Source organism: Halomicrococcus pelagicus (assembly GCF_050954125.1).
Genome location: NZ_JBPBWC010000017.1, coordinates 54,605 through 76,199 on the forward strand (window position 1 = coordinate 54,605; position 21,595 = coordinate 76,199).

Consider the following 21,595-nt stretch of genomic DNA (forward strand, 5'->3'; position numbering starts at 1 on the left):
GACAGGATGATATGCAAGCAGCCGCTAGCTCTTTCAGCTGGAATGACGAAAGCTGATACTGGAAGCGACCAAACTGAGCGATTACGCGAAATCTTTCAGGATATCACTGACGAATCAACCGTCACCGAAGAACAGCAGGAATCCCACGGCACACTCCAACAGAGTTCCGCTGTAGATGAGACGCTTCGCGAGATTATCCAGGAGATGCAGGCAGAACATGAGTTCCAAACCTCACTGTCGACAGCTGACTTGATAGACCTTGTTCAGCTGTACTTTGATGACTACTCGGATACAGCAATTGCGCGTGAATTAGGGGATGCAAGTCGAGATAAATCGGTTGCGCGTGCACGTATCCATCTGCAGCTGTTTCGCGACACGGACTTCGACGCTCCGTTCGACCTCGATCGACTCCGTGCATTGCTCGATGAAGAGGCCTCAACAACCGAGATTGCAGACAGGCTTGCTGTGAGCACGAGTACGGTCCGGAAATATCGGCGTGTGACTCAGGCTGAGCGCGCCGCTGAGGCAGTGAATCATCACTACCAGCAGCGCTTCGAGGACGCGCTGGCTGAGCCTGACCAGGAGGAATCACTCCGTGAGTCGCTTGCTGATGGCCTCGATGACGCACTTGACGACTCACTGGCCGAGAACTGACCGGTCGACTGGCGAGCCACCTCGTTCTGAACGGCCGTTGGTCCCGTAGTTGTGACAGTCGAGTCTGTCTGACCACGACTGATATATGACTTCCGTTGCGTAACTGATAGTGCCGTGGTACCGTCGCACAATTAACCCAAGGAACATCCGCTTGTCAGCGTTGTCGCCACGCAGACGCGCTTCCACCGTCTGCTTTCAGACGTGCTTCTCTGTCCTCTACAAATAACCCTCTTAGGAGTGTGATTCGAGTTCAGAACCGGGTCTGAACTGGGTTAGCTCTTCAATCCGCTGTTCAAGCTCCTCGACCTCTTGGCATAATTCGTCAGTCTCAGGCTCGTCGCTCAGTGCGAGCTGGTCTTTCAGTCCCTGGAGGCGGGTTTCCTTGCGGTCGTCGTCGACCTCGGCTTTCCGAACGTACTCACGTTCATCGATGTCGTAGACCGCCGACTCAGCAAGCTCCGTCACCTCAAGTGCCTCATCGACCTTCTCGCGATCAACACCCATGACGCGTTCACGTGAGATGCCTGCATCTCCGAGCACGTCCAGAACTTCTTCGTCGTCTTCCAGTGATCGATTACGGCGGGTTGCCCGCTGGACGCATCCATACTGGCCGTGGACTGCCTGATCGTGATGCAGCCATTCAAGCAAGAGTCCTCGGACGTCTTTGCGGAGATCGCCAGCGTCGCGCTCGACGTCGGAGAGGAGCGTATAGAGATTGATAAGCACTGGCGTTTCACAATCGTCGAGCGCGGTCGGATCACGCCGTTCGAGCGCGTCGATCAGCAGTAGCATGTCGGCGTAGATGTCGAGATCCGGCTCGACACGCTCGGTGTCATCGCTGGCTGGGGATGGACTGCTGTCGATAAGCTGTGAGCTTGTTGGGTCGTCGGTTTCAGTGATGGTACCGGCGCGCTCATCTCACTCATAGCGTGGATGGAGACCGATCACGGCAGCGTAGGGTGCGACGTCCGGCGGCAACCGTTCAAGATCGAAGACTCCGCCAGTGTCGGCGAGGGTCGCGAACTGGTCGCGCTGGAGCGGCTGTGCATCGCCCGAATCGACGAACTCAATGATGATGCGATGCTCTTAGCTATCGGTAATCTGGAACTGCTTGCCTGTAAGCGGAATGACGAGGGTTGCATCCTCGGCAAGCACATCGCATTCCTCAAGTAGCGTGTGTCAACTCGCGATAAACGCCATATCCACGGGTAGTGCTGGGCTCTCATAAGACCATGGTCTCTGTGGGTCATTGTTGGTCGTCCAAAGGCTTGGCACCCTACGTGCGGCAGCTACCACGCACTAATCAGTGGGTTGGATATGAGCGAGATATCTTCTGTTCTCTGACCCGCGGGTGCTCCTGTGGAGCTGGTTGTCGCTCAGAGAAAGCTCAGGAAATCTGGTGTCCCTCGGTCACCCCCATAAGCCTCGTATTCCGAGTGCTTCGGTCGCTGTTGGATTGTTGCACCAGTTCGTTACTTTAGTAAGTATAGTATACTAACGTTCGAGCGTCCCACTTCGTCTTTGATCGCGCCTATTGCTATCGGACGCTACGAGAAATTCAGTTTTACTCCTATGTTTGTTCTGCAGTCTTCCTGTCACGTTTCAGTACGGATATCCGTTTTCGAAGGTTATCAATGCGATTATCGTGATCTGCGATGAATTCGCTTGTGTTATCGGTTGTGCGGGCTCCTTGAGGTGTAGGTTCGATTAGACCATTCTGTTCGAGTCGTCGTAACGAGTAGCGGACCTCGTGCTTAGCATAGGCAGTCTGCTTCGAGAGCTGGACGATGCCGACCGGTTCTTGATCGAGCACGAGTCCGAGGATTTCGAGATGGCGGTGAAGCATATCACTCTGCTCACTCACATCATCGATCATGGAATGTGGACACATGGCATGGACCCAAATAATAGTTGGTGCTACGGCAACAGAACTCAGAACGGACCTGCAATCTCGTTAAACTACCACGCTCAAACGCTACACCTCTCCATACCACAGCCTCTCCAACAGCCCGTGCGATTAAGTGACAGCGTTAGAGCCAGTCGGGCGTCGGCCGATGAGTGAATTCTTCGATGCGTCGAATTTCGTCAGTCCGCTCCATCGCCTGATACGCCTGATAGAGCACTGAAATCCCCTCATACATATCGGCTTCCTTGAGGAGTTCGATACCATACTCAGTCACAGCATAATACTTCCACGGCACCCCCTTCTGTTTGGTGTCAGCCTCAAGTTGCACGACAAACGGCCGTTCACGATCCGCCATCGCTCGGAGATGGTCACGAATTGTGCTTTCAGTCAGCTCCGGGTTCCGATAGGCAAGTTCACGTGCGCTTAATGAGCCCCAGTCGGTCGCTAAGATCTGTTGGAGCAGTCGAAGTTTCGTCGGCGCTAGCAACTCCCGCAGATCACGAAGATGGTCCTCGTCGTACTCGATTTCTGGAATCCCCGTCGATCCTGCAGAGATATCATCCACTGATGGTACCCCGCTAACTCCTCCATCCGGGGTTGCGTCACTCCTCAACGAGCGAAGGCGGTCAGCCGACGGGTATTTGCTCATACTTGTCTGTACGGTACCGCCCTCAATAAGGATTGCGACGACTCTCGCAATCCTCGACAAGGGATATCCATCCAGTTTATACTCCGATGCAATCATCTGTAGTATATGGACGACGAAGCCGGCTTCCCAGACCACCTCGCTGACGGTCCACGAATTGAGGACGCCGAGTTCATCTTTGATGGCTTCACTCCAACGGAAATCCAGGATCTCCACGCTGCTGTCGCAAGTCTCACTGAAGAGTTCTCTGCACTCACCGATCCACAGACCACACGATATCTCCTCCTCGGAAATTACGATACCCGCCCAAAACAACGCCTGTCCGACGCGAAAGAGATTCTCCAAGATGCAAATCCAACTGCTATCGCGCTGCTCCTTGACGATCTCGACCCAGCGAACGACAACTGGGAGAACTTCTATCTCAAATTCCGATATACGTTAACTCTCATCGACTATCCCATCCTCATCGCGGAAGACAACGACGGGGGACACGAACTCGAACTTGGCGAACTCCCACTCGACGAAACCTATGTAGCAAAACGCGACTACGAAGCAGTCTCAATCGACCACGACATCGAATACGAGAAATACGACGCCATGATCGCGAAACTCTTCGAACTTCTCGAACGAAACGACCAGCTCCACACGTGGTCTGACTATATTTCCTTCGAACGGGCAGTCCGAACTATAGCCGAACAGACAGCAGACTAACTATTCTCTCTTGCATCGGGACCCGGACGTCGTGATAAACGACGGAAACAGAGGGTGTCTGATCTCCAGTACTCCTTATCGAATCTACCGCTCACTCAAGAAAGAGTCCTCCCACATGTCGAGAATTACCTTCTGGAGCGCCTGGAGGACGGCAGCCCGAACGCTGGTTGAAGAACGTATTGCCATTGAGGTTCGCCGTGAGCGTGATCGGCGCAGCGGCATAGATGTCGGCTTTCTCGTTTTCATCGCGGTTGACGCCGCCGAGGTCGACAAGCGTTCCTACCCTTGAGTAGGCGGTCGTCCGTGGCGTATCTATGTCGGCGACGAGATCGTCGACCGTCACTTCGCCGCTGCGGAGAATAAGGCATAGAGACGGGCAAGCCGTAGTAACGCTTTGGGCGTGACCGCGCCTAGAAAGCCCGCTTCCAACACTGAAGTCGCCTTACCGCAGCCATGTCTAAGACTGCTAGTGGTTAGTACACTATACTAATGTCAAAGTCTCTCCCGTGCTTTCTCATCGTTGTCAGGCAGGGCATCTAGTTTCACTTTTGCTCTGGTTGGCTCACGTCTTTTACCATCAAATTCAAACAGTGGAATGCAGTCGCCGTGGCATACCAGACGACACTGCCGTAGCCAACCCAAGCTCAGCATGACATGTCGTCTGGTTCTGATCCCCCTTGTCCTCGCGTGCCGGTCTTCGCCTCAAAAACTGACTGTGACCGAGGGTTTACCCGTTGGCTTCGCACATCTAGGCATAGACATGGTCTCGGACGGTGAACCGCCGTTGTCACCACTCGCCCAAGACGCGCTTGAAGCACTCATCTCTGCCGCGCCGCACAACGACAGTTTCAGCTACGACCGCGCCTATACGATTCTCGCCGAAGCGGAAGATCTAAGTCAACCAGCCGCTGATGATATCCTCGAACGGCTGCTAATGCGCGGATATCTCTACGAGGTCGAGGGTGAGCTTCGGCTCACTGAGCCGTAATCGACAACCACTCCGATGACCATTGGTCGTGGCTCTATGTTGCGACCGTATAGGCTAGCCGATCTTTGACTCGAATTATAAAAAGCAGCGGAAATCCGGTGTGGATACTCTCTAGCCGAATCTATTTCGTGGTCGATTGGATAGGAATCAATAATGATCTCTACATCCGTCGACATACCCGACGACGCCACCTACGAGGAAGCGCTTGAAGTCGTCGAAGACCGTCTCTACAATGGAGCTCGAGTCACTGGCGAATGGATGGGACTGAAGAAGGTCGCCCAAATTCGCGATAAGGATCAGAAGAGAGACATCGTCTCCGACGCCCAATCCTCACACGGAGACGTCATTGAAGATCTGAAAGACCGTAATCCCGGTGTCCCACCATGGGCTTTCCAACCCCAAACAGAGGACCCGAAGAAGTGGACAGGAATCCGAGCGTCCTGGGCGAAAAACACAGAGTTCGATCCCGACGACTGGGACGACCGCGGCCAGCTCATCACGAAACCAGAGTAGCGAACCCCAGGTAAACGAGCTTAGCGCGTTTCCTTTGTCTTCTATAGAACTAGTTGCTCACCTTAATTGTATATTTCACCTATGGAAATTATACAACAAATTGTGGCTGGCACGTCTCATTCTCCTCACTGGTTAGTATAATATGCTAACCCAGTTCCCTCTGAGTCTCGTTCTTACGCAGTTTTCTCGGGAATTACTACGAATAACTGTGGAACCGTCGTACCAGGTAGATCTGCTAAAAAGAGAGGGTCTACTTCACGTTCTTTAGTAGATGTCCCTGGATCATGGGTCTGTTACACCGAGATTTTATTTATTCACCAGTTGAATCTATTCATGCCAATGGCATCTAATAGCATAGATTCTCCTCGGCTTCCCCCACTCGCTCAGGACTCACTTGACGCACTGACCGCGGCGATTCCAGCAAACGAGGGGTTCAGCTACGATCGTGCCTATACGATCCTTGCCGAGGAAGAAGACCTCAGCCAACCGGCGGCTGACGATACCATCGAACGTCTGCTATTGCGGGGCCATCTCTACGAAGTCGACGGCCAACTCCGGATTACTGAGTGGGCACAAGCGAACGAGTAGGACAGGAGAGCTTATCCGGCGACCGCTTGTTCTTCGACGGTCTGTTCGACAACCTCGCTGAATGCAACGTTCTGTTTGACTTCGGTGATTTCGACAGTGACGTAGTCGCCTTGCTCGGTCTCCGGGACGATAATCACATAGCCATGCTCGACCCGTGCAATTCCATCGCCTTGCTCACCGATATCTTCGATTTCGACACGCCGCCGGTCACCAACATCGACCGGCGGCCCGGAGTCGTCGTCAGTCGCTGGCTGTGACTCGTGTGTGTCCTGGTCACTGCGGTCTGCTGGTGTATTCGACCGGAGTACCGCAACGCGATATACGCCATTGTCGTCGACCTCTCCCTTTTCGACCTCCCGTTTCGGAATCGTGACTGTATATGAGCCGTTCTGTTCGTCGATATCTGCACTAAACAAACAGAGCAATTCGTTATCAATCTCCATAGCGATGTCTCGCTCCATTTTTCACACCACTAACAGTAACTTGAGTCCACCGATTCACACGAATCACGCCCCTCATCCAGCAGCGCATTCCATCTCTCCATATCCAAGACGCTACCGTCGTTGCTTCCACCGCTCCACTGACCGTATACTCATCTCCGGCCACAACTGCGGTGGCCGGTACCTGCTCTCCTCCTCCTGCTGGCTGGTAGCCGATAGAAGCCGATACAACTGCCGTACTAACGAGTAGCCGTATAGCGTCAGTCCCGAACTGTGTCAATTCGGAACGTCCACAACTGCATTCGAGGCGTGGTTTGCGTTAGATATCGAACCCTCTCGGGCGTGATTCTGCTCCGACCACGCTACTCTCCGGCAACCGCGTCTGTGGTCGGGTCACTACCGAGTGAGAAATTAGGTGATCCGCTCCTCCCTAATTGATTAGGATAATTGTTTTTTATTATCTACTCTCATTTCATGGCATGGTCGAGAGTGATCCAGCTAACGAAGCAACCGAAACAGATGCTGATGACCGATTCCGCGACAGTTCGATTGACCGGCGAACGTTCATGCGTCTCTCGGCAGCCACGACCGGGACTGCGCTCGCGTTCCCTGGCAATGCGAGCGCGGGCGTTTCAGCGGCGGCGATGACGACCGAGTACGAGTACGTGATTAACCACACGCCCGACGACTACGCTGTGCCGACGTTGGTAGAATTTTCGAGTGCTTCAGGACTCGACGCTATCTCGTCGATTGCATCGGACGCGAAAACGACGACTACGCCGAAACCCGCCGCGTACGCACAGCTAACTACGACGCAAGCCCAGAGCACCGCTGACCTGCCAACCGCGGAAACGCTCTCGGTCTCACCCGGGTCGAACCCCTTCTGGCGGCTCGGCTATTATCCGCTCGGCGTGTTCCCCGAACCAAAGCGAGCGGTCGACTTCATTAGCTATGAGCAGATGAAAGACGGGATTCGACACCTCGAACGCGAGCATCCTACGAAAATGAACGTCACGGGGATTGGCCAGTCGCCGGGCCACTATAACAATATTACCACCCGCGACGACCCGAAGGGGATGTTTGTTGCAGAGGTAACAAACAACGTCGGTGATAAGCAGAGCTTCCAAGAGAAGGAGAAAGTGTTCTACTCGTTGTCGCTCCATGGACTCGAGCGAGCGGGTGCTGAGGCGGGCGCACGCATCGTCGAGAATATTCTACGCGGGGATGACAAAGCCGGTGAGATTCCCTCGTTGTTGGATGATATTGTTCTGGTCTTCGGGTTTACAAATCCCGATGGATGGGTGGCACGCAATCCTCAGTATGACTCTGGTCACCAGACCGGCGGTCCAGGTGCCTCACATCCACGCATCCCTGCGGCGCCGCTGTACGAGCGTGGGAACGCAGAGATCTACGACACAAATCGCCAGTATCCCACCGTGGGCTACATCACGCCAGCCTACTATCCGGCTGAACCTCGAAATCCCGCTGACCGCTCGAAAGAACGTGTAACTGATGCTTTAGCTATTGTTGAGCACTTCAGGAATTACGAAAACTTGAATTATGGCGCGGATCTCCACGGCGGACCGGTGTTTAATGAATTCGTGCTGGGCCTCATCAGCCAAGACCAATACGATACGCGTGAGATGCACGAAGTGTATGAGATGTGTCGTGCTATCGATACTGTACTCGAGGAGGAGCTCTCGGTCTGGTCGACGGCAGGCGATGCGAAACTGGCGGTGTTAGGCGAACAGCAGATCGACCCTGTTCTATTCGGTATCGCGCCTGAGGAAGCATTCGACTACGCAACTATCTACGACACTATCGACTACACAGTGTCGGGCGCGATGCTTGACTGGATGTCCCATCCCGAGGACCTTGGGGGGCTCGGAATGACTACTCTCGACTTTGAGATGGCGTTCTCTCACCTCACCGGCGGAAATGTGTATAACCCTGAACTGCTTGACATGGAGGTAAGAGGCTACCGAACAGCGATTCGGACTATTACGAAGTTCGCGGTCGAGAACTCGGACACTCCCAATACGAGTGATCAGTTCTCGGCGACAACGAAAACGCGATTCGACGCTAGTGCGGATCCTCAGCGCGTCGCGTATGTCACCACTGGCACGGTTGGAACAAGTGAGGACGCCCTCCGCAGGCACTCTGGTGCGCTTGAGTTCGATGGATCGAACCAGACACAAAGCAGTACGGAGGGGGTGATCGTCGGGTTGAGCACTGCCTCCGTCACAGAGGCAGTCTCAGCATCGAACCTCCACAGTCTGGCAGTTCACACTCACTCCCAGCAGGCGATGTTCGATTTGAAACTGATTTCGCCGTCGGACGAGGTCGTCCGTTCGCATGATACCGTCACCGACGAGCGTGCCGGCGGGAAGTGCTGTGGGCACCCCCAGTGGGTGGTATCGGATCCCGAACCTGGTGAGTGGACGGTCGAAATATCGAATGTTCACGAAGATGCGTCGGGCTATGAAGTACGTTTTAACACTCTTGCATCATCCGGAACGAACCCGGACCCTATGCCAGCGGTTGGCTACGACCAATACGAATACGATGTGACGCCGCTGCGTTTCTTCGAGGACTATGCCGATTCCATCACCGACGACGGCGTGATGGAACCCGTAACTGTCGCGGAGGTGGCGAATGGCGCGCTTGCTGACTACGACCATGCAGTCATCAGTCACGACTACGGCGCGAACGCCGACGCGAGCTATCTTGGTGGGTCGGTGCCAGGCTATACTTCAGCCGACCATCCTGCCGCAGGCTATGATGTTTCAGGATATGTTGCGGCACTCGATTCATCCGTGAACGACGGCGGCAACCTCGTTCTAACGGATATGGGCGTGAATCTTCTTGAGTCAATGGATAACAACCTTATCGGCTCAGATCGGTTCACGTCCGGCGACTTCACGACTGACACTTACGATGTGGCTCGCTATACTGAGAAAAATAGCGATCACCCGTTATTGACCGACGTGCGTCCGATTCAAGAGCAGCTTTGGAAGGTAGCACCGCTCGGCTACGCAGTGACCGGGGAAGCACCGATGCGGTTGCTCGACGAGGGGGCGTTTACTGGTGCGAGCGCTGAACCAGGCGACGACCTCGGCGATGGAATCCCATCGATTGCGGCTCGCACGGACGGCTTCGTCGCCACCGGATCACTCACCCAGTCGGCAGACGACGGTACCGGTGTCCACGTGGTCTCTTCTTTAGTGCCGCCACCTACCCAGAAGAATCTACATCCCTTCGGCCTGCTTAATTACACACCAACGTTCCTCGGCTACCTCGTGCTCACTTCCGCCTTCGGCTTTCAGCAAGTGCGTCGAACCGCTGACGATGCTGGGGGGAAGACGTATGGGGCTGGACCTGACTTCTCGGTCAACGCCACTGCTCCTGAAGCTCCTGGGCAGACGTTTACCGCCGGTGGCACCCGAGCTGACGACGGATCTGTGTTCACTGGTGGACAGACGAACCAGGTAGAAATTACAGTGTCCTCGCTGAGCCACGATGCAACCATTACTGACTCGGTTCCCGACGGTTGGACGGTAAAAGATGGTTATGGCGATGTGACCGCTGTCGACGGGAACATCGTCGAACTCGGAACTGTTTCAGCCGATGAAGTTGCTGATAGCGCGGTGACGCGGACGTACTTCGTGGAGGCTCCCTCAGAGGTGACAGAGACGGGTCGAGATACATTTGGCCCTGCAGTCGCGACCGTGGTTGATCCAAGTAGGGTTGAGAAATCAGAAGACCAGGTTGCCGGCACTGATACAAACACCGTCCTCGGCGCATCGACGAACACCTAGTCTCATCCGCCATCGATCCAATCAAAGAGCTACACTACCACCAGCATTCAAGTATTGTTCAATCATAAATTCATGAAAATAACTCATAGGCGGACTTTCCTCAAGGCAGCGGCAAGCGCATCGGCACTCTCAACCACTGTGGGCGCGGCTAGCGCCCACGACATGGGGAGTTCGGGCTCGTCGGATGGATCGAGCCACGACCACACGGACGCGAGCGTCCACGGGAAGACGAGCGACGTCGAACTGCTCGACTATCATAGCCTCGGTCACCGAGGACCATCGAGTGAGAACTCGGCCGACAGCCCGCACTATGGCGGCATCTCCGAAATGCGTATCGTCGGCGATTACGCATATGTGTGCTTTTTCTCCTCGAAGGATCCGACAAACAACCGGGGGATCGGCGTTATCGATGTCTCGAAGTTCAACGCTGCGAGTAACACCAGCGACTTGCGGGACGCGGAGATGAACTTTGTCGCATTCGTTCGCAACGACAACGATACGGCGGCGGTAATGGATCTGAAGACGAGTGCCGATGGTGACTACGTGTTCTACACGAACAACCGATTTCGGCGCTGTTCGACGACCCTGACCCGACGCCGACAACGAAGGAAGATTCGACCGATCCGATGGCGGGCTCCATCACGGCCGTCGACGTGACCGACCCCGAGAACCCGACGGTTGCCGGCGCCTTTCCCCACGACACCGGCTTCCACAACTGCTGGCACCACGAGATCAGCGGCACTGATTACGTCTTCACCATTAAGGACATCGAACAGGATGGCACTGCCGGGGTGTACATCTTCGAGTTCGATCGAGCGACGGGCACGCTTGAACTTGTTAACACATGGAACCAGGCGGGAAACTTCGCGGACGGCAACCTCACCAGCGGCGACAAATATATCCACGACATTGTCGTCCAGGACGACCCTCGGCTGGAGAAACCCGTGGGATATCTTTCGTACTGGAACGCTGGTATGTACGCGCTTGACCTCTCCAATCCGACTGATATTTCTGTACTTGGGCATTTCACGATGTCGAACGCTCACTATGCCGAACCTGCGCCGACATATTTCGACGGTAAGCGGGTGGTAGTCGCCGGCCACGAGTATCCAAGCGATAAAAACGGCCACTCTGGGGAGGTGAAGTTCCTTGATGCCGATGGGCTCGACGGCGGGTATACGAAAGGCGAGGACAACATCGTCGAACTAGACTCCTGGGAGTGGCGGGACGACGTGTCCTTCGACGGCACCTACACTTTCAGCCCACACAACTTCACCGTTACCGAGGGCCAGTGGGTCCACGTCGGCCACTACCACGGCGGGACTCGCTTCCTGCACATCGACTCTAGTGAGTGGTCGCTCACCGAGCAGGGTTTCTTCCAAGCCGCCAAGGACGTTCCCGAGGAGTCGAAGGTGGTCGGGCTGAACCACGCCGCACCGTTCACCTGGACGGCTGTGACCCAAGACGGTGTCACCTACGCTGCTGACATCAACACGGGCGTGTATGCCCTGCGGTACAAGCCTGACAGCTCTTTGTCGAGCTTTGGCTTGGTGGCGGGCGGCCTCACGTTTGTAGGGCTCGTCAGCCAGTATAGCGATCGACTTTCGGAGGAGGTGGACACGGTTAGATAATAACTGTGTAAACGTAACTGGTAGTTGCCCTCGTTTAAGAACAAATGACAATATAATATACTTAAAAACTAATAATTAAATTTTAGTGAGTCTATAACGATTTTATTCTTGAATGTCTGACCAGTCCAAATTCGATCGACGCGAATTCATCAAAGCAACCGGCGCAGTAGGCGTCGCCTCAACTGTGGGGCTCAGTAGCCCAGCCGCCGCTGACGAGCACACCAGCGCCATTATCGACGATGCCTTCGTGTTGACAGATGGCGTTCTCCACGAAGCGCTCGTTGTCTTTGACTCCCGCAGCGACGTGGACAAACTCGCCACCCTAAATCTCCCCAATGGGTACCACAAATTCAATGTCCTCCCCATCGGCTACACCGAACTATACCCCGATCAAATTCGGGAAGTTGCTACGTGGGACTCAGTACGGTTCATTCGCAAGAACGCCGAACTAGACTACTACAACGACGACAGCAGCGACGTCACTCGCGTAGATGAGGTCCAGTCGAGTCTTGGATACCAGGGTGGGGGCGTCCACACTGCAGTCATCGACTCAGGGGTCGACGGCGACCACCCCGACCTCGCTGACGCGCTCGTCGCTAACTGGCAGTGGGCTGGCAATCCGCTTGGGTCGCCGACGCTGTGGGTCCGTGCCGGCGCCGCCGATACCGACATGATCGGCCACGGCACGCACTGCTCAGGGTCCGTCACCGGTGACGGTACCAAGAGTAATGGCCAGTTCGAGGGAATGGCTCCGAAGGCCGACCTCACGGTGTATGCAGCCGGCGCAACCTTGCTTGTCGTGAAGGCAGCCGCCGCGTACGACCACCTGCTCAAACGCATTCGCAATGGCGCAACTGACGTAAAGATCGTCTCGAACTCCTATGGTTCCTCGAACGGCGAGAAGTTCCATCCTGACAACGCACTCAACACCGCTACCTGGAACGCATTTCAGGAAGGTCTACTGTCGGTGTTCGCCGCTGGTAACAGCGGGCCAAGCACGAACACGCTGAACCAGTACGCGAAGGCCCCGCACGTGCTGGGCGTTGCGGCGACCAAGGACAACAAGCACGTCACGAATTTCTCCTCACGTGGGCGCAAGCAAGGTAGTGACGCCCAGCGAGACAACTGGGACCGCAAGACTGCGGTGAACAACCTCGAAGCCTACTACGCCGACGGCAGCGGCTCCCGCCCGTTCGGCGTCTATCGCCCTGGTATCGGTGCACCAGGTAACGCCATCGTCAGCACGATGTCACCCGCCGACGCCCTGCAGGCAGAAAGCTCCGACGACGGCCGGCTTTGGTACGCGACTATTTCCGGAACTAGCATGTCAACACCGATGATATCTGGCATCGCCACACTGGTTACGGACGCGTACCGCCAGAACAACAGCGGCGATATTGGACCGATGAAACTACTGAACACGCTCACGGCTGAGGCCCACGACGTCCACAGCAACTACAACCCCTGGAACATCGGCACCGGGTTCGTCGATGCCTATGACGCCGTGACCCGCGCAGAAAACGGCAATCTCGCGACGTATAGCGACGTGACGCTCGTTAACTACTAAGCCCCGTGGTTTGCGACAGATACAATTATTTCTCTCAGGCCGCATTATGAGTAAGAAGACTACCAAGCTGTATGGATGAAGTGCTAATCCAGCCCACCTGTTTCTTTTTGTGTAGCCAATCACCGGCTGGCTGCCGTAGGAGTCACGTATTGCTTTCTCTGACCTGTGGGACGGTAGCGAAGCGAGAACGAGAACAACAGCATCGATTGTGATAACACTCAGTATCAGGGGTACTTCGGGTAGTGAAATATATCGCTCAACAACATCGCCTCTGTCCACCTTTTCTTTGTGATTTACTGATCTCCGACCACAAATGCGGTGGCCGGCATCCGCTCTCACCCCCCCCTGCTGGCTAATGGCCGATAGAAGCCGATACAACTGCCGTACTAACAGCTAGCCGTACGGCGTCAGTCCCGAACTGTGTCAATTCGGGACGTCTACAACCACGTTCGAGGTGTGGTTTGCGTTAGATATCGAACCCTCTCGGGCGTGATTTCACCCCAACCACACTACTCTCCGGCAGCCGTGTCTGTGGTCGGATCACCGCCCTTGCTCTCCGACAGTCGCTCACCGGGGATCTCCACCTCAGCTTTCAACACAAGCCGAGTCTCCTGGTAACTCAGGCCGTCCTTGGACCGCTGGCGTTTGGTCTTCCCCAGGCGGTTCTTCGAGAGCTCGTGCATCGCGTCCATCGTCCGGCGTGCAAGCTCCTGGGAATACTTCTTGCTCACCCCGGCCTCCTTGACGCGAATCCACTCGGCGAGATCCGGCGCATCCAGATACGCGCGAATCTCGCCGCTGCCGCTCGACCAGAGTTCGTGGCGGCCGGTCTGGTCGCGTTCGCGCCAAACTTTCCCGGCGAGTTCGTCGGGCTTGCGATTCGACACGGACGCCAGCATCTCATCGTCGTAGCGCGCCAGCCGCTGGATCGGTAGGAGGTCTGCTGTGGCATATGTGACTGCACCGCCGCGATCGAGGGCGTCGTCTTCGCCGGGGACGCGGAAGTAGTGCTTGCCGTCGTCTTTCGTGATGCGTTCGAGCTTATTACCCTCGACCGTGACGCGGTCCTGGTCGACGTTCTCGGCGAGCAGGTGTGCACCTTTCTCGAGTTCGCGGGCTTGGAGTTCTTCGATCCGGTCGTCGCGAGCGTTCGTCTTTCGGGCGAGCGCTTCTCTATGCGCTTCCGCGTTTGCTATCTCGTTCTCCGCCTCGTCGACACGCTCCTCTAATGTGTCGACGCGCTGCTGTAGGTCTGCAATCCGGTCGTTCTTTTCTGCAACCGTCTGCTCGAGGTCTTCGACACGCTCGGTCAACCGCGACACAGCGACGCGTCGACAACTGGCTGAACGGAGAAATCCTCGATATGGAGACGGAGATGCAGAACCTCACGTTCGAAGTGCTATTTGCGATATTGTTCGGCCGTGAACTCCAGCCAGGTGAAGGCAACGACCTCCGGGCAGCGGCGGACGGACTCAATAATTGGTTCGCACCAACGTCGTGGCTCTTGCCGAATTGGATTCCAACACCGTCTCGGCGGAAGTTTGTGCAGTCGAAGGACCGATTCCGGTCTGAGATTCGTCCACTCCTAGCCGAACAGAGTACCAGGGACAAAGGAGACGGACAGGCGGAGACGTTACTCTCGAAACTCCAGCAAGCACAGCAGGCAACCAGTGACGACCAACTGAGTCAAGAGGAGGTCGAGGGAGTGATGATCACAATGGTTTTCGCTGGCTATGAGACGACTGCTTCCGCGCTTGGATTCGCCTGGTATGCACTGGCGACGAATCCGAAGCTCCAGGCAGCATTTCACGAGGAGCTCGATAGTGTTCTTGGTGGTGATCCGCCGACTCGTAACGACATCGACGATCTGGATCTTACCCGCCGAATCCTCAAAGAGACGCTTCGGCTGTACCCATCGGTTCATACAATTCCCCGCCAGACGACACAGCCAGTCGACGTCAATGGCTATGAGCTGCCAGCCGATGAGCAAGTACATCTAAGTATTCTCGCCGTCCACCGCGACGAACGATTCTATGATAATCCGATGGAATTCCGGCCGGACCGCTGGACGACTGATTTAGAGGATGAGCTGCCGGAGTACGCCTATATGCCGTTTGGTGGTGGCCGCCGGTCGTGTATTGGTCGGGACTTCGCGCTGCTCGAAGGAGCGCTCGTGTTAGCGACGATCGGCCAGAACTGGGCGGTCGAATGGAAAGGAGAAAACAAGTCGGTCGAACTCGAACCTGAGCTCACCCTGCAGACACAGGATGGTCTGCCGATGGGCGTAACACGGTGATAGACACGGTCCTCGGCTAACTGAATCTTCGATTGTCATCGATTCACCTCAGGAGGTGCTAAGAGGCCAGAGAATATACGTTAGAGCGTCTTTCCGCACGGTGGACGGCGGTGTTACTAGGCTGGCTTTCTCTTATAGCAAGAGCGTTATACGGCCGCCAATGAACGCCACGGCTGAAATGTACATTCCATACTTCAGCAGCGATTGGCCGCTGGCTGGATCGTCGAAACTCCGATATCCAGAATACAGCATGACAACGACTGCAGGCGCGACCAAGACGAGATATGCGATTCCAAACGTCTCACGGAGATACGGCACCGGGCTGGCAGCCACTGCAACGATCAGTACCGCCATAGCAAGACTGAGTGCTGGACGACGGCCAATCATAATTGGCAGTGTTTGAAGGCCTTCCTCGCGATCGCCGGCGAGATCCTCGACGTCCTTGATCACTTCCCGGGAGAACGTCGACAGCGCTGCAAGGAGGAACAGCACAATGACGGACGCGCTCAGCTGGCCAACAGCTGCAGCACCGAGTAAGAATGTACTCCCGCCAAGATACGCCACGAGCAAATTGCCCATCCCCGGCAATCCCTTGAAGAATTTGGTGTAGGTGACGAGCCCAACGAGATTCACGACAGCGATCGCTATTGCCAGCGTCGGCAGCATGAACGTAAGTGCTCCGGAGATGGCAAACAGGACGATACTGAAGCCGAGCACTGTATTCGGGGCGACTGCGCCGCGTGGGATTGGCCGCTCAGGATTGTTAATCCGGTCGATATCCCGGTCAAAGTAGTCGTTAATCGCCATCCCCGCGCTGGTCGCTAGAATCGTTGTGAGCGTCGCGGCGATAACAGCGGTACTGTTTGTGAGTATCCCGCTGCCTTCGGCGATAAACGCTCCTGTGAAGGTGAGGACGCCAGAGGCGATGGCGTTGCCTGGCCGGGTGAGCTCAACGAGGCCACGAACGCGCTCGGCAAGCGACACGAGAACGCCTTTCGCTGGGTCGCCGATAAACCGTGCGAAACGACGGCTGTCAATGGAGACGAAAATGGTTTTAGCGGCCGCATTCAGTCGGCATATGGGAAAGACTTATTAGATGCCATTTCCCGAATCCGCTACAGCTTCTCCATGACTGACCGGGTATCTCATTGTTCGGCCATAGTCCTCCTTCGATTCCAGTGATATCACAACCCCGGGTGTTCTCGTCGTCCCAGTGACGCCACCAACACCCCCTGGGGCTGGGGTGTACCTAACCACTAACCACGGTCGGTTGCAGGAACACCGGTCGAAATCACGCTCTGATTCCCGTACAAAGAAACTTAATCTAACTGTCCATACGGACAACCTTTATACGACTAGTGACTCTAGATGTCCGTACGACAGCCGTTGGAGTGACGGACGACTGTAGGGAGTCCGGAACGGCACGACACCGCTGCTCTGCGTGTGGTTTCTCGTTCTGCGTGCGATCGACGGCTAGCTGGCGTGAGCATCTCGTGTTACTTCCCCCCGCCCCATGGGTCAGTGGCGGAGCGTGGACGAGAACAACTGCGGCGATTGTGATATCACTCGCGACCGGGGGTGTGTTGGGGTGGTGAGCGTCGATTCAGTCGACACCTAGTGTCCCGGCTGCTGCAGACACCCGGCAAGTGATATCACTCCTTTTCTTATCTCGACACTTCTCTCTAGACTCATCAGAAAATCACCTTCACTGGTTAGCAGTGTGCGCGGTAAAACGTGACTGGAGGGATACCAACAGATAGTCCATGGACTGTAGTACAAACTAAACAACACTCTTATGCACGACAGTGACTACAGTGAGCATAGACAATGGCATCTATAACTGCCAAGAAACCGCTTGACTGCACATATGGATCCTGTGCAAGCATCGCCGTGATTGAAGCACTCGAACAATACAATGGCGTTGACCCCCACGACAGCGAGTTCCGACTTTACGATGTGGTCGACCCTGACGCACTCGACACCCTCTTCAGCGGCCAGCAAACGACTGGCCTCTCTGTCGAGTTCGACATCGACGACGTCACTGTCTCCATCTCGCGGACTTGCAACGACATTCAGGTACACATCACCGACACTTTCGAATAGACGTCGTCACCTGCCGTTCACACAACCAACTCCGACCGGATCCTTACGTTGTGATTCTGTCCAGCGAAACGTCTGTTTAGCAGTCGCTCATCGGTGCCCGTTCGATACGCTCTGAGTACATATTCGTGAGATTGCGTTCTATTGACGACCGCTGACGCTACGGGCATCGGGCGAACGCTGTCGTCGTCTTGCGCCGATTAGTTGCCGGCAATGGTGGCGACAACCGCGTCGTCGAGCCGGTCAATGAGGTCGGTCTTCACATCCGTCGGCAGATTGTCGACTGCTTCGAGCGCGTCGTCCAGACGAGCGTGCACTGCATCGAACGCCGTCAGACTCTCATCGACGTGGTCGAGCTCGTAGTCACCACGCCGGAGTTCAGTCGCGTACATGCGGCCAGCGTGTTTTGCCCGCGCGATATCACAACCAGCGGATGAGATCACGCCGCAACTCCTTGCGTAGGGCTCCATTTTCATATTCCTCAACGTCGGTATCGTTGTCAGCCGGGTTTCAGGCGTCAAAGTCGATGATAATGTCGGCGGGCTCAGCCACACTCTGAGCGGCGTCGAGCTCTAACTGGAGACGTGCCTGCAGCTGCTCTCGGTTGCAGTAGTACGAACTAGCGGTCGGCGAGGGATTCTCGTAGAGCTGGTCGATAACAAGGTTGGTATGGGTCTCAGAGATGTGCTCTTCACCGCGCTCTTGGTCGGCGTCTGCGATTCAATTGGTGAGATGCAAAAGTATCGTCAAGATCGTCGATCATCTACTGGGGGATAATACCGTTCTGGTAGAATTTCGAGTGAGCAAGCCTGGAGAGAATGCGAACGGTTGGCCGATAGCTCGATTTCGGCCAGTTGACTACCTTATAATATTTAACGGGTGCCATGTAGTTGGGTATGAGATGGGGTCAATATTCTGTTTTTGGACGCGGGTCTTCTAATGGGTATTCTAAATCGGGGTACGAACTGTCATCAGTCGTATTGAGTTCTAACGCGATACAGAAGCGGTCGAGTCCGATTTCGAGACTGGCAAACAGTAACAATTCTATTATTTCCCCCTCAGTGAGCGCGTTTTGGAGGTTTTCGAAAAGACTGTCCTGAATTTTATGTGGATCTTCTGAAAGCTTCTCGGCAAGAGAGACGGCGAGATATTCTCGGTGAGTCAGCCCGTGTTTGTCAACTTCCCCGAAAACGGCATCCTCCTTCGGGGCGACTTCGTCGCGGATCTCTATTGTCCGGACGGTTGCACAGTATGCACACTGGTGGCACTCTGCGATTTTGAGTCGCATCAATTCTAGCATTATAGTGTTGATATGTTGTCCCTGTGGGAACAGCTGGAGTGTAGTGGTTATCTGCTTGAGAAGCTCTGTTACATGAGCCATTGCCCCGAAGAAGGCGGTGTCCCCGTACCACCCAGTCTTAGCTTCTTTGAGAAGTTCTTTCGCACGTTCATCATCGATTTCTGTAGGTCGAAGGGGTTTCGGTCGGGACGACATATCGACGAATACTTCGCGGCTGTGCTAATAATTAACGTAGCCAAAAACAAGCTTTCCCTTTTCAAATCTAACAATAGATACGGAATCCATATCTAGACATTCATACAAGACACAATCAAGAATATTTATAGAAGTCCATGATTACCAATAATCTAGCGTTCACTGCTCATCGCGATGCAGACGGAGATACATTCGGAACTCTAAATTATCGACATCGTTACCTCGAACTACAGATCCCGTTTTCTCGAATGTTCCCGGATGATCTGCTCTTATGTCGACATTACAGACCCGATCGGCGAAGTCTTGGACATCGCCAGCTTCGGTCCCAGGTGCTCGCACTACCACCCCCGTCGGCCGTCCGTCGCTCGACAGTGATTTGTCGGCGAGAGTAACGAAGTCCGCGACGTCGTCGACATCGTCGAATGTTATTTGTGCGTACCGCTCGCCCTGGTACCGGTCGAACTCTGTTTCGTTCGCATCCGACGCCTCTCCTTCGTTGCGAGCCGCCTGAACCGCTTCGTACAGTTGTTCGACGCGGGCTTTCTGCTTTTCCTGCCAAAAGTGGACGTCCCTGTCAGGGTAACAGCGAATCCGATAGCTTTCGTCGTCTTCGCGGTCGAGGAGGCCATACGCGATGAGCAGGTCGAGCTCTCTGGACACGTCGACTGTTGCGAGATCGATCCCATGCCGACGGCCCTCGAGGTCGTTCAACAGGGAGTTGACGGTAAACGCGTCATCTCCGTACTGTCGCCAGATGGCCATATAGAGGTCAACACATTGATCGAGGACTGGAAGTGGACTGGAGGTGGACATCAGGGGAGAGACAACTGCGACGAGATTAAACTTTAGCCCGCTTGGCGTCTGTGCTCACAGCGGCTTCTGGACAGATTACTTCTCTTGATACGAAAATCCATCATGACAATACCTATAGCGATGACTAACTACCTATTTAGATGGGAAAGTTGGACGCTAGCACGGCTTATGCCAGAGACAATATTCGAAGTTGATGTTGACGAATCACCAGAGGATCAGCCGGACCCAATCGTAAATCGGTGGCATCCTGATGTTCCGCCGGTCGACCGTGTCTCGCCCGGCGAAAAATTCCGGGTCGAATGTCTCGACTGGACCGGTAACCAAGTCAACAACGATGATAGTGCTAGTGACATTCGAGACATGCGGCTCGACCCAAACCACCATCTCAGCGGCCCGATTGCTGTCGACGGGGCAGAGCCCGGGGACCTGCTAGTCGTTGATATCCTTGATCTCGGTCCCTTCCCGGATAACGAGTGGGGATTCACTGGTATTTTCGACCTCGAGAATGGCGGTGGTTTTCTGACGGACCACTTCCCGAACGCCCGAAAAGCCATCTGGGACTTCGACGGTGTCTATACCTCATCGCGCCATATCCCAGACGTCCGATTCGCAGGACTCTCCCACCCAGGTATTCTCGGAACCACACCATCTCACGATCTCCTCGAGCAATGGAACGAGCGTGAACAGGCACTCATTGAGCGAGGACCCGATGATAAGACGGCAGTCAATCACGAAACGCATGAGGACGAGCCGCCGCTTGCATTACCACCTGAGCCGAACGAAGTGCTGCTCGGCGATATGGACGAGGATGAGGTTGAGGAAGCCGCTGAGAAAGCAGCACGGACAATTCCACCACGCGAGAACGCTGGGAACTGCGACATTAAGAATCTCAGCCGTGGGTCACGAGTATACCTCCCAGTGTTCGTTGAGGGGGCGAACCTGATTACTGGCGACCTCCACTTCTCGCAGGGCGACGGTGAGATTACGTTCTGTGGCGCTATCGAGATGGCTGGATATGTCGACCTCAAAGTTGACCTTATCAAGAACGGTGTCGAGCGATTCGGTGTCGACCATCCGATTTTCAAGCCTGGGAACGTTGAACCACAGTTCTCGGAGTACGTCGTCTTCGAGGGGTACTCAGTCGACGAGGACGGAACGCAACACTACAAGAACGCGAACGTCGGGATGCGGCGTGCCTGTCTCGACGCTATCGACTACCTGACGAACTTTGGCTACACACCCGAACAGGCGTACATCATTCTCAGTACCGTTCCAGTCGAGAGCCGAATCGCCGGTATCGTCGACCTTCCGAACACCTGCGTCACGGTCTCGGTGCCGGAGGCCGCCTTCGACTTCGACGTCGATCCAGATCACCTCGCCGATATTTCCGCCGAGAAGCGCGGTAACGCGGCGAAACCCTCCTAACCTG

At 55.1% G+C, this 21,595-nt stretch carries 21 protein-coding genes and 1 pseudogene; 12 read left to right on the top strand and 10 right to left on the bottom strand.

What is annotated here, in order from left to right; translation table 11 throughout:
* The first annotated feature begins 42 nt into the window (after positions 1–42).
* Positions 43–654: a response regulator receiver protein gene (locus tag ACRYA2_RS21350; protein WP_433632859.1), complete on the top strand. Its 612-nt coding sequence runs from the start codon at positions 43–45 to the stop codon at positions 652–654.
* 231 nt (positions 655–885) lie between these two features.
* Here ACRYA2_RS21350 and ACRYA2_RS21355 read toward each other — a convergent pair.
* The 3 genes and pseudogenes from ACRYA2_RS21355 to ACRYA2_RS21365 form a co-directional block, all read right to left on the bottom strand.
* A pseudogene (locus ACRYA2_RS21355) lies at positions 886–1,809 on the bottom strand (DUF7983 family protein).
* A 415-nt stretch (positions 1,810–2,224) separates the two neighbouring features.
* The gene (locus ACRYA2_RS21360) at positions 2,225–2,530 is read right to left on the bottom strand and encodes a hypothetical protein (protein ID WP_433632861.1); all 306 of its coding nucleotides are present in this window, start codon (positions 2,528–2,530) and stop codon (positions 2,225–2,227) included.
* A gap of 154 nt (positions 2,531–2,684) precedes the next feature.
* Positions 2,685–3,209 carry a winged helix-turn-helix domain-containing protein gene (locus ACRYA2_RS21365; RefSeq protein WP_433632863.1) on the bottom strand — a complete coding sequence of 175 codons (525 nt, stop codon included), beginning with the start codon at positions 3,207–3,209 and terminating at the stop codon, positions 2,685–2,687.
* A gap of 105 nt (positions 3,210–3,314) precedes the next feature.
* Here ACRYA2_RS21365 and ACRYA2_RS21370 point away from each other — a divergent pair, with 105 nt between their 5' ends.
* On the top strand, positions 3,315–3,917 hold the full coding sequence (locus tag ACRYA2_RS21370; RefSeq protein WP_433632865.1) for a DUF8170 family protein: 603 nt from the start codon (positions 3,315–3,317) through the stop codon (positions 3,915–3,917).
* Positions 3,918–4,008: 91 nt separating this feature from the next.
* Here ACRYA2_RS21370 and ACRYA2_RS21375 read toward each other — a convergent pair whose 3' ends face one another.
* Complete coding sequence (locus tag ACRYA2_RS21375) at positions 4,009–4,260, bottom strand: hypothetical protein (protein WP_433632867.1); 252 nt, start codon at positions 4,258–4,260, stop codon at positions 4,009–4,011.
* Between the two features lie 417 nt (positions 4,261–4,677).
* Here ACRYA2_RS21375 and ACRYA2_RS21380 point away from each other — a divergent pair, with 417 nt between their 5' ends.
* The 3 genes from ACRYA2_RS21380 (at position 4,678) to ACRYA2_RS21390 (ending at position 6,006) form a co-directional block, all read left to right on the top strand.
* Positions 4,678–4,905, top strand: a complete 228-nt coding sequence (locus ACRYA2_RS21380; RefSeq protein WP_433632869.1) for a hypothetical protein — start codon at positions 4,678–4,680, stop codon at positions 4,903–4,905.
* 153 nt (positions 4,906–5,058) lie between these two features.
* Positions 5,059–5,418, top strand: a complete 360-nt coding sequence (locus ACRYA2_RS21385) for a hypothetical protein (RefSeq protein WP_433632871.1) — start codon at positions 5,059–5,061, stop codon at positions 5,416–5,418.
* A 339-nt stretch (positions 5,419–5,757) separates the two neighbouring features.
* Positions 5,758–6,006 (top strand): hypothetical protein, encoded by a 249-nt coding sequence (locus ACRYA2_RS21390; protein WP_433632873.1) that lies wholly within the window; start codon positions 5,758–5,760, stop codon positions 6,004–6,006.
* Between the two features lie 11 nt (positions 6,007–6,017).
* On the opposite strand, the gene ACRYA2_RS21395 is transcribed toward ACRYA2_RS21390, so the two are convergent.
* Positions 6,018–6,449 carry a TRAM domain-containing protein gene (locus tag ACRYA2_RS21395; RefSeq protein ID WP_433632967.1) on the bottom strand — a complete coding sequence of 144 codons (432 nt, stop codon included), beginning with the start codon at positions 6,447–6,449 and terminating at the stop codon, positions 6,018–6,020.
* 476 nt (positions 6,450–6,925) lie between these two features.
* On the opposite strand from ACRYA2_RS21395, the gene ACRYA2_RS21400 reads away from it, so the two are divergent.
* From ACRYA2_RS21400 to ACRYA2_RS21415, 4 genes are all read left to right on the top strand, one after another.
* The gene (locus ACRYA2_RS21400) at positions 6,926–10,264 is read left to right on the top strand and encodes a M14 family zinc carboxypeptidase (RefSeq protein ID WP_433632875.1); all 3,339 of its coding nucleotides are present in this window, start codon (positions 6,926–6,928) and stop codon (positions 10,262–10,264) included.
* Between the two features lie 72 nt (positions 10,265–10,336).
* A complete protein-coding gene (locus ACRYA2_RS21405; protein WP_433632877.1) occupies positions 10,337–10,921 on the top strand; it encodes a hypothetical protein in 585 nt (194 codons plus the stop codon).
* Positions 10,891–11,895 (top strand): LVIVD repeat-containing protein, encoded by a 1,005-nt coding sequence (locus ACRYA2_RS21410; protein ID WP_433632879.1) that lies wholly within the window; start codon positions 10,891–10,893, stop codon positions 11,893–11,895. The genes ACRYA2_RS21405 and ACRYA2_RS21410 overlap by 31 nt, the downstream gene beginning before the upstream one ends.
* A gap of 112 nt (positions 11,896–12,007) precedes the next feature.
* Positions 12,008–13,462: a S8 family serine peptidase gene (locus ACRYA2_RS21415; RefSeq protein ID WP_433632881.1), complete on the top strand. Its 1,455-nt coding sequence runs from the start codon at positions 12,008–12,010 to the stop codon at positions 13,460–13,462.
* Positions 13,463–13,971: 509 nt separating this feature from the next.
* Here the strand turns inward: ACRYA2_RS21415 and ACRYA2_RS21420 are convergent.
* Positions 13,972–14,784 carry a DUF8008 family protein gene (locus ACRYA2_RS21420; protein WP_433632883.1) on the bottom strand — a complete coding sequence of 271 codons (813 nt, stop codon included), beginning with the start codon at positions 14,782–14,784 and terminating at the stop codon, positions 13,972–13,974.
* A 41-nt stretch (positions 14,785–14,825) separates the two neighbouring features.
* Between ACRYA2_RS21420 and ACRYA2_RS21425 the strand changes: the two genes are divergently transcribed.
* Positions 14,826–15,758: a cytochrome P450 gene (locus ACRYA2_RS21425; protein WP_433632885.1), complete on the top strand. Its 933-nt coding sequence runs from the start codon at positions 14,826–14,828 to the stop codon at positions 15,756–15,758.
* Between the two features lie 132 nt (positions 15,759–15,890).
* Here ACRYA2_RS21425 and ACRYA2_RS21430 read toward each other — a convergent pair whose 3' ends face one another.
* Positions 15,891–16,742 carry a geranylgeranylglycerol-phosphate geranylgeranyltransferase gene (locus ACRYA2_RS21430; protein ID WP_433632887.1) on the bottom strand — a complete coding sequence of 284 codons (852 nt, stop codon included), beginning with the start codon at positions 16,740–16,742 and terminating at the stop codon, positions 15,891–15,893.
* Positions 16,743–17,585: 843 nt separating this feature from the next.
* Here ACRYA2_RS21430 and ACRYA2_RS21435 point away from each other — a divergent pair.
* The gene (locus ACRYA2_RS21435; protein WP_433632889.1) at positions 17,586–17,861 is read left to right on the top strand and encodes a HalOD1 output domain-containing protein; all 276 of its coding nucleotides are present in this window, start codon (positions 17,586–17,588) and stop codon (positions 17,859–17,861) included.
* Positions 17,862–18,058: 197 nt separating this feature from the next.
* On the opposite strand, the gene ACRYA2_RS21440 is transcribed toward ACRYA2_RS21435, so the two are convergent.
* The 3 genes from ACRYA2_RS21440 to ACRYA2_RS21450 all read right to left on the bottom strand — a co-directional run bounded on the left by ACRYA2_RS21440 (position 18,059) and on the right by ACRYA2_RS21450 (position 20,166).
* On the bottom strand, positions 18,059–18,250 hold the full coding sequence (locus ACRYA2_RS21440) for a hypothetical protein (RefSeq protein WP_433632891.1): 192 nt from the start codon (positions 18,248–18,250) through the stop codon (positions 18,059–18,061).
* Between the two features lie 515 nt (positions 18,251–18,765).
* The gene (locus ACRYA2_RS21445; protein ID WP_433632893.1) at positions 18,766–19,353 is read right to left on the bottom strand and encodes a carboxymuconolactone decarboxylase family protein; all 588 of its coding nucleotides are present in this window, start codon (positions 19,351–19,353) and stop codon (positions 18,766–18,768) included.
* 159 nt (positions 19,354–19,512) lie between these two features.
* Entirely contained in the window at positions 19,513–20,166 is a 654-nt protein-coding gene (locus ACRYA2_RS21450; RefSeq protein WP_433632895.1) for a hypothetical protein, read from the bottom strand.
* 168 nt (positions 20,167–20,334) lie between these two features.
* Between ACRYA2_RS21450 and fmdA the strand changes: the two genes are divergently transcribed.
* Entirely contained in the window at positions 20,335–21,591 is a 1,257-nt protein-coding gene (gene fmdA, locus ACRYA2_RS21455) for a formamidase (protein WP_433632897.1), read from the top strand.
* Positions 21,592–21,595 lie beyond the last annotated feature (4 nt).